8 protein-coding genes are annotated in these 13,930 nt (G+C 68.1%); 5 read left to right on the forward strand and 3 right to left on the reverse strand.

The window, feature by feature from the left end:
- Positions 1-14: 14 nt before the first annotated feature.
- Positions 15-1,838 (forward strand): translational GTPase TypA, encoded by a 1,824-nt coding sequence (gene typA / locus J0J10_RS08810; RefSeq protein ID WP_291637957.1) that lies wholly within the window; start codon positions 15-17, stop codon positions 1,836-1,838.
- Between the two features lie 151 nt (positions 1,839-1,989).
- Entirely contained in the window at positions 1,990-3,555 is a 1,566-nt protein-coding gene (locus tag J0J10_RS08815) for a putative bifunctional diguanylate cyclase/phosphodiesterase (protein ID WP_291646134.1), read from the forward strand.
- 143 nt (positions 3,556-3,698) lie between these two features.
- Here the strand turns inward: J0J10_RS08815 and J0J10_RS08820 are convergent, their stop codons facing one another.
- Entirely contained in the window at positions 3,699-4,538 is an 840-nt protein-coding gene (locus J0J10_RS08820; RefSeq protein WP_291646135.1) for a universal stress protein, read from the reverse strand.
- A gap of 199 nt (positions 4,539-4,737) precedes the next feature.
- Between J0J10_RS08820 and J0J10_RS08825 the strand changes: the two genes are divergently transcribed.
- The 3 genes from J0J10_RS08825 (at position 4,738) to aspT (ending at position 8,885) form a co-directional block, all read left to right on the forward strand.
- Positions 4,738-5,676 (forward strand): aldo/keto reductase, encoded by a 939-nt coding sequence (locus J0J10_RS08825; protein ID WP_291646136.1) that lies wholly within the window; start codon positions 4,738-4,740, stop codon positions 5,674-5,676.
- Positions 5,677-5,857: 181 nt separating this feature from the next.
- A complete protein-coding gene (locus J0J10_RS08830; RefSeq protein ID WP_291646137.1) occupies positions 5,858-7,078 on the forward strand; it encodes a COG3904 family protein in 1,221 nt (406 codons plus the stop codon).
- Positions 7,079-7,217: 139 nt separating this feature from the next.
- Positions 7,218-8,885: an aspartate-alanine antiporter gene (gene aspT / locus J0J10_RS08835; protein WP_291646138.1), complete on the forward strand. Its 1,668-nt coding sequence runs from the start codon at positions 7,218-7,220 to the stop codon at positions 8,883-8,885.
- 48 nt (positions 8,886-8,933) lie between these two features.
- Here the strand turns inward: aspT and J0J10_RS08840 are convergent, their stop codons facing one another.
- Entirely contained in the window at positions 8,934-10,304 is a 1,371-nt protein-coding gene (locus tag J0J10_RS08840; protein ID WP_291646139.1) for an esterase-like activity of phytase family protein, read from the reverse strand.
- Between the two features lie 185 nt (positions 10,305-10,489).
- On the reverse strand, positions 10,490-13,930 hold the full coding sequence (locus J0J10_RS08845) for a class I SAM-dependent DNA methyltransferase (RefSeq protein ID WP_291646140.1): 3,441 nt from the start codon (positions 13,928-13,930) through the stop codon (positions 10,490-10,492).

Here is a 13,930-nt window from a genome sequence, read left to right on the forward strand (position 1 = left end):
AGGCCGCTTTCCGCATGTCCATGCGCAACATCGCCATCATCGCCCACGTCGACCACGGCAAGACCACGCTGGTCGACAAGCTGCTGCAGCAGTCCGGCGCCTTCCGCGAGAACCAGCGCGTCGCCGAGCGGGTGATGGATTCCAACGACATCGAGAAGGAGCGCGGGATCACCATCCTAGCCAAGGCCACCTCGGTGGTCTGGAAGGACACCCGCATCAACATCGTCGACACCCCCGGCCACGCCGATTTCGGCGGCGAGGTCGAGCGCATCCTCAACATGGTCGATTCCGCGATCGTGCTGGTCGACGCCGCCGAAGGCCCGATGCCGCAGACCAAGTTCGTGGTCTCCAAGGCGCTGAAGCTCGGCCTCCGCCCGATCGTCGCGATCAATAAGGTCGACAAGCCCGACGCCCGCGTCCAGGAAGTGATCAACGAGGTCTTCGACCTGTTCGCCGCGCTCGACGCCAATGACGAGCAGCTCGATTTCCCGATCCTCTACGGGTCGGGCAAGCAGGGCTGGATGGCGCATTCGCCGGAAGGCCCGCAGGATCAGGGCCTCGCCCCGATGTACGACCTGATCCTGAAGCACGTGCCGGCGCCGAAGGTCGAGGAAGGCCCGTTCCGGATGCTCGGCACGCTGCTCGAGGCCAACCCCTATCTCGGCCGCATCATCACCGGCCGCGTCACCTCGGGCACGGCCAAGCCGAACCAGACGATCAAGGTGCTTTCGGGCGACGGCACGACCGTCGAGACCGGGCGCATCTCGAAGATCCTCGCCTTCCGCGGCCTCGAGCGCCAGCCGATCGAGGAAGCCGTCGCCGGCGACATCGTCTCGATCGCCGGCCTGGTGAAGGGCACCGTCGCCGACACCTTCTGCGATCCCAGCGTCGAGACGCCGATCGCCGCCCAGCCGATCGACCCGCCGACCGTCTCGATGACCTTCGCGGTCAACGATTCCCCGCTCGCCGGCACGGAGGGCGACAAGGTCACCAGCCGCATGATCCGCGACCGGCTGTTCAAGGAGGCCGAGGGCAATGTCGCGCTCAAGGTCGAGGAATCCGGCGACAAGGACTCGTTCATCGTCTCGGGCCGCGGCGAATTGCTGCTCGCCATCCTGATCGAGACTATGCGCCGCGAGGGCTTCGAGCTCGGCGTCTCGCGTCCGCGCGTCGTGCTGGAGCGTGACGAGAACGGACAATTGCTTGAGCCGGTCGAGGAAGTCGTCATCGACGTCGACGAGGAGCATTCGGGCGTCGTGGTGCAGAAGATGAGCGAGCGCAAGGCCGACATGCTGGAGATGCGGCCCTCGGGCGGCAACCGGCTGCGCCTCGTCTTCCACGCCCCGACCCGCGGCCTGATCGGCTATCAAGGCGAGTTGCTCACCGATACGCGCGGCACGGCGATCATGAACCGGCTGTTCCATGCCTATCTGCCCTATAAGGGCGAGATCCCCGGCCGCCGCAACGGCGTGCTGATCGCCATGGAGACCGGCGAGGCCGTGGCCTATGCGCTGTGGAACCTCGAGGATCGCGGCCCGATGATGATCGAGCCGGGCTGGAAGGTCTATCAGGGCATGATCGTCGGCGAGCACACCCGCGAGAACGATCTCGAGGTCAACGTGCTCAAGGGCAAGAAGCTGACCAATATCCGCACCACCTCGAAGGACGAGGCGGTACGCCTGACCCCGCCGATCCGGATGACGCTGGAGCGTTCGCTGGCCTGGATCGACGAGGACGAACTGGTCGAGGTGACGCCGAAGTCGATCCGCCTGCGCAAGGCGATCCTCGACCCGAACGAGCGCAAGCGTTCGCAGAAGCAGAAGGCCGAAGTGGCCTGACGGGCTCGCGCCCATATGACAGCATCGGCGGCCCGGGCACTCGTCCGGGCCGCATTTTTTTGGCCCTGGCTCCGGCTTGTGCGTAAACGGTTCTACAACAGCGTTCTCGCGCCGCCGGAACCGGGCCGGCGCGCGGTTTCGGGAGGCCTGCTTGTCCAGGGTCTGGAAGTACATCCTGCGGCACCGCATCAGCATCCAGGATCTGGGCATGGTCCTGGCCGTGGTGCTCGTGCTCACCTATGTCGCCTATGCGGTCGATATCTTCGTGACGCAGGGCGGCGCAGCGACGGGGCAGAGGGCGATCGAGCTCGACGAGGCGCTGCTGATCGGCGCCGTTCTGGCGGTGGGTCTGCTGATCTTCGCGGCGCGCCGATATCGCGAACAGAAGCGCGAGATGGCCCGGCGCATCGCGGCCGAGGGCCGGGCGCGCGCGCTCGCCTATCAGGATCCGCTCACCGGGCTGGCGAACCGCCGGCAGTTCGAGGAGGCGCTGGCGAGGGCGGCCGCCTCGCCGCCGGCACAGGGGCAGGTGCACGCGGTCTATCTGCTCGACCTGAACGGCTTCAAGCAGATCAACGACACCTATGGCCACGGCACCGGAGACGAGCTGTTGCTGATCGTGGCGGAACGCCTGCTGCGCTCGGTCCGCGAAGGCGACTTGGTGGCGCGTCTCGGCGGCGACGAGTTCGTGCTGCTGGCGCAGCACCTGATGGGGCTGGAATCCAGCGCCAATATCGCGCTGCGCGTCATCGACAACCTGGCCGAGCCGATCGTGATCGGCAGGGTCGAGCACCGCGTCGCGACCGGAATCGGCATCGCGTTCCTGCCGGACGACGCGCAGACGGCGCCCGAGGTGCTGCGCAAGGCCGATCTCGCCCTCTATCGTGCCAAGGGCGAACGCCGCTCCGCCTTCCGCTTCTTCGAGGAAGACATGGACCGGCTGGTGCGCCAGCGGCAGCAGATCGAACGGGAACTGCGCGAGGCGCTGCAGCAGGACCAGATCCGGCCCCGCTTCCGCCCATCGATCGATCTCGCCAGCGGCAGGGTGACCGGGTTCGAAGCGGTGCCGAGCTGGGTGGTTGCGGGCAGCGAGCGTTTCTCACCCGAGCGCTTCCTGCCGGTCGCCGAGGAAACCGGGCTGATCCACCAGCTTGCCGGGCGCGTCCTCGCCATCGCCTGCCAGGCTGCGCGCGAATGGCCCGACGACATCGTCCTTTCGGTCGACATCCTGCCGGCCCAGCTCAAGAACCGCACATTGAGCGACAATGTCCTTGCGGCGATCCGGGCTGCGGGGCTGCCGCCATCGCGACTGGAGGTCGACATCTCGGAAAGCGCGATCGTGCATGACCTGCATGCCGCGAAAGCGGCCCTGGGTGCGCTGCGGCAGGCAGGCGTGCGGGTCGCGCTCGACAATTTCGGCACGGGCTACTCGAACCTCTACCACATCCGGGAGTTCGGCTTCGACAAGGTGAAGATCGACCGCCGCCTGATCTCCAACATGCAGGACAAGGAGGCGGCGAGCATGGTGCGGGCGCTCGCCGGCTTGGGGCAAGGCCTCGGCGTGGTGGTGAGCGCCGGTGGGGTCTCGGGTGCGGCGGGCGATGCTGCGCTGCTTGCGTCCGGCATCCGGGAAGGGCAGAGCGCCTCGCCATTGCTGTCGGCCGACGCCGCGCGCGTGCTGGCGCAGCAGGAGCCGTCTCCGGCCAGCGCGCTGTGACCGGTGCCGTCATCCTCGCGTTCCGGCTGATCGCCAAACCCGCTATCGCGCTAGCTGGCCGCGCGCCACATTGGCGGCGCGCGGGGTTTTCGACATGGCTCGGTCAGGCGAGACCCGGCTGACCGGGGCGCCGCCGCGCGGGCTCAGTGGCTCATCAGCAGCGGCCGCGAGCTGGACTTCAGCAGCGACTGGGTGACGCCACCGAGAATCCATTCGCGCAGCCGCGAATGCTTGTAGGCGCCGCAGACGATCAGATCGGCGTCGAACTCCGCGGCGGCCATGCGGATCGCCTCGGCGACGTCCTGGCCGGCCGACAGGGCGACATTGCGGACACTGACAGCGGCGCCGTGCCGTGACAGATGCGGCGCCAATTCCGCCCCGGCGACGTATTTCGACAGGTCCTTCTCGCCGGTGACCGAGAGGATCTCGACCTCCGCCCCGGCCAGGAATGGGCGAACCTCCGCCACCGTCCGGGCAGCGGTCGCGCTGCCGTCCCAGGCGATCAGGATGCGACCGCAGGCGAAGCGCTCGACCTCCGGCGGCACGATGATCACCGGCCGGCCCGAGTCGAACAGGGCGGCTTCGATCAGGCCGCGATCGCGCTCGGCGGCGTCCTTCTCGAGGTCGAGCACGCTGAGATCATGGACACGGGCCTGGCCGACCAGGCGCCCGCCGAGCTCGGCATAGATTAGTTCCGGCGTCTCGACCGTACTGGTCACGCCGGCGAGCCCGGCGCTGGTCCGGGCGAGCTCCGCGAAACGCTTCGCCAGCGAGGTGATCCGGCGGTTCTCGGCGGCGACGAAGGCCGTGCCGAAATCGCCGATCAGCGTGCCGGGGACATTGTAGCGCATCGCCGCCGCCTGGACGGTCAGATGCGCGCCGGCCTGCTGCGCGAGCGACAGAGCATAGCCGAGCGCCGCCTCGCGCTCGCCCTCGCCTTCTTCCGTATAGGCGGTGAAGACGCTCTTGATCATCGGGGCCATGGGATCTCCGGCTGTATCAGGGTTTGGTAAGCTTGTTCTAGCCGATCATTTGGTCATTGCTTTGCGTTTGGTCAATTGCGCGCGCATCGGTGGATCGCAGCGACCTGCGCCTGGCGCGTCACCCCGTCCGCGCCGAACACGCTTGCCGCTTGCGCGCAGCTCTGGTCCTCTATGCGCAGCTATAAGGAGAGGAACCGCCATGCTTACCCGCAATCTCGGCCGCTCGGGCCTGCGCGTCTCGCTCGTCGGGCTCGGCTGCAACAATTTCGGCGGGCGGATCGACCTTGAAGCGACGCGCAAGGTCGTCGATGCCGCCATCGAACACGGCATCACCCTGTTCGACACCGCCGACATCTACGGCAATCGCGGCGGCTCCGAGACCGCGCTCGGCGAGGTGCTCGGCGCCCGCCGCAAGCAGATCGTGCTCGCGACCAAGTTCGGCATGAACATGGATGAGGAGGGCCTCAAGAAGGGCGGCTCGCGCGCCTACATCATGAATGCGGTCGAGGATTCGCTGCGCCGGCTCAGGACCGACTGGATCGACCTCTACCAGATTCACCGTCCCGATCCGCTGACGCCGATCGACGAGACCCTGCGCACGCTCGAGGATCTGATCCGCCAGGGCAAGGTGCGCTATATCGGCTGCTCGAACCTGCCGAGCTGGCAGGTCGCCGACGCTCATTGGACGGCGAAGACCCATGGCATCGAGGGCTTCGCCTCCTGCCAGGACGAGTACAGCCTGCTGGTGCGCGGCGCCGAGAAGGAGCTGATCCCGGCCGCCCGTCATTTCGGCATGGGCCTCCTGCCCTATTTCCCGCTCGCCAACGGCCTGCTCACCGGCAAGTACAGGCGCAACCAGCCGATGCCGGAAGGCGCCCGCATGACCCGTGAGGCACAGCGCGCCGGCGAGGTGCTGACCGAGGAGAACTGGCGCAAGACCGAGAAGCTCTCCGCCTTCTGCGAGAAGCACGGCAAGACCCTGGTCGAGCTCGCCTTCTCCTGGCTCGCCGGGCAGCCGGTGGTCTCCAGCGTGATCGCCGGCGCGACCCGGCCCGAGCAGATCGCCGCCAATGTGAAGGCGGCCGAATGGAAGCTCTCGGCCGAAGAGCTGGCGGAGATCGACCAGATCACCGCCTGAGCGCGAAGCCATCGCCGCGTCGCGAGAGCGCCTCAAAGCCGCCCAATCGGGGGTGTGAAGCGTCAGCCCGTCGCCGCAGCAGCCGCCATGGCGCCGGAACCCGTTGACCGGCGCAAGCGGTTGTCAAATCGGTGCGCCTGGGCTTCCCTTGCGCGGCCTCTTCATGGAGTCTCCTGCTCTCGTGTCCCGCATCGCCTCCTGCTTGGCGCTCGCCGTCTCGCTGCTCGCCTTGCCGGCAGTGGCGCAGGACAAGCCTGCGCCGGCACCGGAACCCATGCGGATCATGGCGGTCCGCAGCGCCGAACCGGGCTGCGAGCCGCATTGCCGCGAATGGCTCGCCGCCCAGGGCGCGATCACCAATGGCACGCTGGAAGAGCTGCGCCGCGCCCTCGCCGGGCTCGGCGGCCGCAAGCTGCCGATCCTGATCTATTCGACCGGCGGCACGGTCGAGGTCGCGATCGCCATGGGCGAGCTGATCCGCCAGCAAGGACTCGACATCGCGGTGGCGCGGACCGTGCTGAGCCAGCGCGGTCCGGCACTGGGCACCATCGACGAGCGCAGCCCGCTCTGCTCCTCGGCCTGCACCTTCGTCCTCGCCGGCGGCGTCAGGCGGATCATCCCGCCGCAATCGCGCATCGGCGTGCATCAGCAGACCATCGTCGAGACCGAGACGACGACGGTGCGCGACTACCAGATCGTGCGCCGTCGCGAGGGCGACCGCATCATCGAGACACGCGAGCTGGTCAAGGAGACCAAGGAACAGCGCACGGTCAAGCAGGAGCAGGCGACCGGCGAGATCGACGCCAAGATCGCCCGCCATCTCGATGCGATGGGGCTCGACCGCTCCTTCCTGAAACTGACCGTGTCGACCCCGGCCGACACGATGCGCTATCTGCGCCCCGAAGAGATGCGCTCGACCACGATCGCGACGCAGATCGCACCGGCGACCGCGGTCTTCGCCGAGCAGCGTTCGGATGCCGCGCCCGGCCCGGCCGATCGCCGGATTGCCTCGGCGATCCTCGGCAATATCGGCTTCGGCCAGCATCGCGGCCGGGAGATCAGGCTGGAGTTCGCGGTCCGCGAGGGCAGCCGGCCCGGCGATGTCGGCCTCCGGATGCGGTTGCTCTCCGGCAATGCCCCGATCGCGACGCGGCTGCGCACCGTCACGATCGGCCTGCCCGACAGCGCGCCGATCGTCGCCAGCAACGAGGACAGCGCGCAGCCGGAAGGGCCGATGACCACCGAGATTTCGCGCGAGCGCCTCTGCCGCCTCGGCGATCTCGAGCAGATCGTGCTGCGGATCGACCCGCGCGAGGAGGACGCCTCGGCGAAGAGCTGGATCCAGACCGGCTCCGCCGCGGAGCTGTTGCTGGCGCCGGCGCTGCGCAACGCGATCTGCTGAGCTGGACGCCAAGCCAGCAAGCGCGGACCAATAGGCCGCGACCCATTAAGCCGCGATCATTGGCCCTGCGTCCAACTTGCACGCGCAGAAGACGCCGCCGATAGTCAGCTGGTCGCTGGCACCATGGCGGGGCTTCATCGTGTCGTTCATCGCGCAACCGGTCGTCGCCCTGTTCGTGTCGCTGGCGCTCGGCCATCTCATCGGCAAGATCAGGATCGGCTCGGTGGAAATCGGCGGCGTCTGCGGCACGTTGTTCGTCGCGCTGGCGATCGGGCAGCTCGGCGTCACCATCAGCCCCGACCTGAAGAACGTCGCCTTCGCGCTGTTCATCTTCGCGCTCGGCTTCACGGCCGGGCCGCAATTCTTCAACAATATCCGCGGCGGCTGGCGCTACGGCATCCTGTCCTTCGTCGAGGTGGGCACGGTGCTGCTGCTGCTCGCAGCGGCGATCCTGGTGTTCGGCCTCGATGCCGGCACGACCTCGGGGCTCTTCGCCGGCTCGGCCACCGAATCCGCCGTGCTCGGCACCGCCTCGGAGGCCATGACGCGCCTTGCCCTGCCTGTCGCCGAAATCGAGCGCCTGCAGGGCAATATGGCGACCGCCTACAGCATCACCTATCTGTTCGGACTCGTCGCCATCGTCGTCTTCACCACGCAGATCGGCCCGCTCCTGCTCGGGATCAATGTGCGCGAGGCTTCGGCTGCGCTTGCCCGCGAGCTCGGCGCCGATGACGATACCGCGAAGGAAAACGGCGTGCCGGAGATCGTCTCGCGCGGTTTCCGCGCCGGCGCGATCGGCGGAAGCAGCGTCGGCGCCTTCGAGAACACTGTCAACGGGGTCGTCACCATCACGCAGGTCGGGCGCAGCGGCAGCTTCGACAAGGCGACCACCGATACGATGCTGGAAGCCGACGACATCGTGCTGGTGGTCGGCCGGCGGCGCGCCGTGATCGCGATCAGCGAGCGGCTCGGAGCCGAGGTGCCAATGCCGCCCGGCGCCAATGCTCCGCTGGTCGAGCGCGAGGTGGTTCTGACCCGGCAAGAGGTCCGCGGCCGCAGGATCCGCGACCTGCGCCGGCTTGCCAGTGCCGAATTGCGGCGCGGCGTCTTCATCTCGCGGATCCGCCGGCTCGGCCAGAACATCCCCGCCTTGCCGGGCACCATCCTGGAACAGGGCGACATCCTGACCCTGTACGGTACGGAGGATGCGATCGCCCGCGCCGGCCCGGAACTCGGCCATCTGCTCTCGCCCAGCGCGGCGACCGATTTCGTCATGCTCGGGCTCGGCATCGTCGCCGGGCTCCTGCTCGGCGAGCTCAGCCTGAAGATCGGGGCGCTCGACCTCACCCTCGGCACGGGCGGCGGGGCGCTGGTCTCCGGCCTGGTCTTCGGCTGGCTGCACATGCACCGGCCGCAGAGCGGCGCGATCCCGTCCGAGGCCGCCGCCTTCATGAAGGATTTCGGGCTGGCGACCTTCATCGCCGCGGTCGGGCTTTCGGTCGGGCCGGACGCCTTCGCCCTGCTCAAGCAATACGGGCTCGTCCTGCCGGTGCTCTCCGTCCTGGTCTCGGCCCTGCCGGCGGTGGCCTCGCTCTATATCGGCCATTATCTGCTCAGGATCGAGGGGCCGATCCTGCTCGGCGCCATTGCCGGCCAGCATTGCAGCACGCCCTCGATCAGCGCCCTGGTCTCGCTCGCCGGCAACTCGATCCCGGTGATCGGCTACACCGTGACCTATGCGATCTCGAACGTGCTGCTACCGCTGATGGGGCCTGTCGTGGTCGCCATGGCCGGGCTGATCGGCTGAGCAGCCCGGCGACGGCTTTGCGGCGCGCTCAGCGCCTCGTTTGGCGCCTCACTTGGCGGCGAGCAGTTCCTTGACCTCGATCAGCACCAGCTCGTTGTCGTCGGCCTTCTTCGGGTCGCGCGACGAGGAGAAGGGCAGGTTGTTGTCGTTGCCGACGACGATGATGCCCTTGGCGAGATCGACCACGTCGACATTCTCGATGGTGAAGAAGGGGAAGGGCAGCACGCCGTCGATGGCGCCCAGCTTCGCCTTCTTGTCGGGATCGGCAATCTTCATCAGGTCGACATGGCCGATCTTGCGCACGGCCTTGCCGACATTGGCGTCGTTCATCTCGATCTTGACGATGCGCTTGAACTTGGCGAGGTCGTGGAAGCAGTCCGGGCCCTTCTGGCCGGCAGCGCAGGCCTTGTCGGCGCTGCCTTCGCCGTTATCCCTTTCGATGATCAGCGCTGTAGTGCTGTCGATCATGTTGAAGTCGCCGATGGCGAGGCCCTTCTGCTCGAGCGGGAAGAACCAGGACCGGCCGGTCCACTTCTCGTTCTGCACGTCGAATTCGAGGATGCGCAGCACTTCCTTGCCGTCGAGCTCCTCATTGCCCTTGGTCTCGGCGTTCCAGAGCGGGCCTTCGAGCAGCGGATAGAGGAAACGACCATCCGGCGACTGCGCCATGCCCTCATAGCCCTTGGAGCGGCGGACATTGAACGCGACCGGCAGGTTCGGGGCAGCCGGCGTGGTGACGGCGAAATGGTCGGGCGAGCGGGCCGGCTTGCCGTCGATGAGCGTCTCGAACACCGCCTCGACCTTGCCGCTCTGGTCGACGCGGATGAGATAGGGGCCGAACTCCTCGGCGATCCAGATCTTGTCGCCGATCGGCTGGATCGATTCCGGATCGAAATCGGCGCCGGTCAGGTAGCGCTTCTCGGTGCCCTCATTGGCGATGCGGAACGGCACCTTCTTGTCGGAGTCGTGCAGGAAGGTGGTGGCGCTGCGCTCGATCTTGCCGCCCTCGAAATCGGCCTTGAGGCGGTGGAAGAACAGCATCGCGTCCGGTGAGTTCGCCTTGGCGCCGAAGCCGTTATCGGTCAGCACCAGGAACTCGCCATTGCCCAGCGAGCGGATGCCGGAGAAGCCCTGCACCGGCTGGCCGGCGAAGGGGGTGGAGAGGCCGGTCGGGCGTCCGCCCGAGGTGCCCATCACCGAGCCGACCTGCTCGACGCGCTTGCCGGGCGTGACGAACTTGCCGGAGACCTTGAGATCGGCCGGCGCATCGGCCGGGGCCGGGATGATGGTGTTGGCCGGCAGCAGGGCATGGCCGACCAGCTTGGCCGGGAACTCCTTCGAGCCTCCCTGGGACGCATCCTGAGCGCCGGCGAGCATGGTGGACGAGAGAAGCAGGACGGCAGCGAGGCGCAGACGCATGGAGGACTCCGGGTTGGGAAGAGCGGAAGGCCCCCGCTTCGCGCCCGGAGTTTGCAGCCGCGCGACAGCGGCGTGACGCTGGCGCGACAGTTTTTGAGCATTTCCCTGAAACACGGAAATGCTCGATCTCTTTTCAGATCGCATTTTCTTCACGCGAACCGGTGTCCACTTCGCTCGAAAATGCTCTAACCCTGCGCCGCGAAACGGCGGCCGAAGCGCCTGCCGCCATCGGCCGTCGAGACTTCGCCGACCCGCGCCAGCGAAACGAGGACGGCGCGAATGGCCGGGCGGACCTTGAGCCCCTGCCGGAATTGCATGGCGATCGCCTCGGCATCGAGCGGCGCACCGCCCCTGGCCAGGACGGCGAGCACGGCAGCGACCCGCTCGACCGGCTGGGTTGGAAAGGCAGGCAGGCCGGCCGCGGCGGTAGGCAGCGACAAGAGTTCGGCCGCCTCGACCTGCTCGCCCATGCCGCCGCCTTCCCCGAAGCGCGGGCGCTGATAGTCGGGCCGTAGCCAGCGCACCGTGCCGCGCGCCTCCTCGCTCCAGCGCTCACGGTTGAGGGCGACCAGGCGGGAAAGCACGTCCTCCGCACCGGCATCGACCGGCCAGCCATAGGCCGCGGCGACAGCGGCATCGATGGCGTCGTGATGCTCCCCGAGGATCAGGACGAGACCGCGGTCGCGGAGATTCTCCTCGCCGGGCGTCAGCGGCAAACCCGCCCGGATCTTGTCATGGACATTGTAGAGCCCGGTCAGCGTCAGCCCGGGATGCGCCGCCAGCACCTGCTTGCGCAAGGCGTCGAGCGCCTCGGCCGGCCCGCGGATCACCTGCTTCTGGCTCTCCGTGGCGTCGGGGAAGGGAAAAGGGTCGAAGCAGCGCGATTTGGAATAGCGCGGCCGGTCCTCCAAGGTCCCGCCTTGCTGCAGGCTCCAGATCGCGTGGAAGTGCGAGGACAGCACGCCGAGATGGAAGGCGTCGGAGAGCGCGACCGCGATGACCATGTTGTCCGGCAGGATCGCCTGGTCGAGGAACTGGAAGACGCGATGCTTGGCGGTTTCGACCGTTGCGATGTAGCGCTGCAGGCCGGAAAGCGCCGGGCGCAATTCGCGGCGCGGTTCCCCGAAGACCCACCAGAGATCGCGATAGGACTGCCGGTTGTTGGCATCGCGGCCAACAAGCCTGCCGGTCGCATCCTTGGCCTCCTTCACCGTCAACTTGACGTGCTGGTAGACCTCCGGGAAGCGCTCGCGGACTTCGCCGGCATCGAGCCCGAACAGATCGATCACCAGGGCGCCGCGAAGGCGGGCGGTGAGATCGCGCCCGTTCCGATAGGGCCGGATATGGGCTTCGAGCCCGGGCCGCCGGCCGAGGCCGAGCGCCTGCGCGGCGTCCGGCGAGACGATGAAGCCCGCCCCGTGCAGCTTGACGCCAGGCGAGCACAGGGCCTCGTTTGCAAGCAATGGCCGGGCCCGCGAGGCGTCGGCACCGATGGTGAGGTCGGCATTGATCCGGCCCGCCCGCTCGGCAAAGCCGATCTGCGGCTGATCGCTGTCGAGGCCCGTCTCCGCGGTGACTTCGAGCAGCCGTCCCTCATGCTGGCCAGCGGCGGCCACCGTCATGGCGATGCGTACCGCGGCGGCGTCCTTGCCGGCCTTGGTCCAGGGATGGTCGGCGACCGCCAGCAGCAGCGAGACCGGGCTCCGCGCATCGAGATGCCGCTCGACCGTGCGGCGCTGGAAGAGCTGGGTGATCGAATTGGTGGTGACGAAACCGAAGCGTCGCAGCGCCGTGCCCGGTGCGGTGAGCAGCGCGGCGGCCCGATCCCACCAGTACATGACGAGGTCGGCGCTCTCGTTCATCTGCGGCCAGGCCAGCCGCAGCGCCGCGACATAGCCGTCGCCGAGGCGCCGGCGCAGGTCCTTGCCGCCGATGAAGGGCGGGTTGCCGACGATGAACTCCGCCTCCGGCCAGGGCGGCGGACGCGGATTGGCCGGCGCGACCTCGCGGCCGGCCTCCACCGAAGGCACCGGCCAATCATCCCAGGTCAGCAGCGCGTCGCCCGGCACGATCTGCGCGAGCTTCCGTAAGATCGGCTCGCGCGGCGCGTAGGCCCGCGTCCGCAGATGCCATTGCAGATAGCCGATCCAGAGCATCAGATCGGCGATCGCCACCGCCCGGCGATTGGCGTCGATGCCGAAGAACTGGCCCGGCCCGACGCCGCGTTCGGCAAAACCGCCGAAATGCTCGACCGCGCCGAGCTCCGCGGCGGTCTCCAGCACCTCGCCCTCGAGCCGCTTCATCAGGTCCTGGGCGACATGCAGGAAATTGCCGGTGCCGCAGGCAGGGTCGAGCACCCGCGTCTTGCAGAGTTTCATGTGGAAGGCCTCGACCAGCGCCAGCGCGGTGCGCGCACTGCCGCCATCGCGCGCCTGCTGGGCGGCGCCGAGCACCGCCCGCCAATCGTCGCGCAGCGGCGCGATCACGGTCTCGACGACCAGGCGCTCGACATAGGCGCGCGGCGTGTAATGCGCGCCGAGCCTTGCCCGCTCGGCCGGCTCCAGCGCCTGTTCGAGCAGGGCGCCGAAGATCGCCGGTTCGACCAGGCTCCAATCATGCTCGGCCGCCGCCAGCAATTCGGCGATGCCGTCGCGGCCGAGCGCGAAGACCTGCGGCTCGGCGAACATCCGGCCGTTGAACTGCTTGATCTGGGCCCGCACCGCCGAGGAATAGTCGCCACGATCCATCGCCCGCCAGAGATCCTCGACCAGCGGCTTGAAGCTCCTCGGGGACTCCTGGCATTCGCGCAGCAAGCGCTTGAAGCTGTCGCGCGGGATCAGGCCGACATCCTCGGCGAACATGGTGAAGAGGCAGCGCATCAGGAAGAGCGCGACATCCTCGGCATCGTAGCGACGCTCCAGCGCCTTCGAGACGGCGGCGAGCCGCGTTGCGATCTGGCGCGTCGCCAGCGCGGCATGGCGGGCCGGGTCGAGTGCGGCGGGATCGGACCAAATCCGGGCGATCCGGGCCCGGATCGCCGGGTCGCGGAGATCGTCGAGATAGACGCGGAAGCGGTGCCGGTCGGGGAACTGGGCGTAGTTCTTCCCCTGGCCGGAAAAGTCGGCATAGAACTCGAAGCAGTGCCCGACATCACAGAGGATGATGAAGGGCGGCCAGCCATGCGAAGCCGGCAAAGCGCGGGCATAATGCTCGGCCTGGCGCTTGGCGTGCAGCATCTTGACGTCGAGGGCGCGGTCGGCGCCGCGGCGACCGCGCGGTGCGGCCGAGGGTTCTTCCGCACCCGCCTCGGCCAGCAGGATCTCCTTGCGCTGGCCCTTGAGGCGGCTCTGCTTGGCTTCGAGCACGAAGCAGGACTTCTTGTAGAGATCGATGCGGCCGGTGCCGCTCGTACCGGCGGCATCGTGGAACGCCACCGGATATTCGAAGCGATAGGTCACCGCCTCGGCATCGCTGGTCGGGGGCAGCGGCGTCCCGGCGCCGATCAGCCGGCAGAACTCGGTCAGGAACTGCGCGTAGGCAGCCCGTTCCGCGCCCTCCGAGACACGCCATTTCGCGATGAAGGCGTCGACAGCCGCCGCATCGGTCCCAGCCCCGCCCCCCGGCAT

This window comes from Allobosea sp., from assembly GCF_017308075.1.
In the GTDB taxonomy this organism is placed as follows: domain Bacteria; phylum Pseudomonadota; class Alphaproteobacteria; order Rhizobiales; family Beijerinckiaceae; genus Allobosea.

What these genes read in the sequence shown, in the direction of transcription:
- typA (WP_291637957.1), top strand. Translation starts at nt 15, where the DNA reads ATGTCCATGCGCAACATCGCCATCATCGCCCACGTCGACCACGGCAAG.
- J0J10_RS08845 (WP_291646140.1), bottom strand. Translation starts at nt 13,930, where the DNA reads ATGCCGGGGGGCGGGGCTGGGACCGATGCGGCGGCTGTCGACGCCTTC.
- J0J10_RS08825 (WP_291646136.1), top strand. Translation starts at nt 4,738, where the DNA reads ATGCTTACCCGCAATCTCGGCCGCTCGGGCCTGCGCGTCTCGCTCGTC.
- J0J10_RS08820 (WP_291646135.1), bottom strand. Translation starts at nt 4,538, where the DNA reads ATGGCCCCGATGATCAAGAGCGTCTTCACCGCCTATACGGAAGAAGGC.
- J0J10_RS08840 (WP_291646139.1), bottom strand. Translation starts at nt 10,304, where the DNA reads ATGCGTCTGCGCCTCGCTGCCGTCCTGCTTCTCTCGTCCACCATGCTC.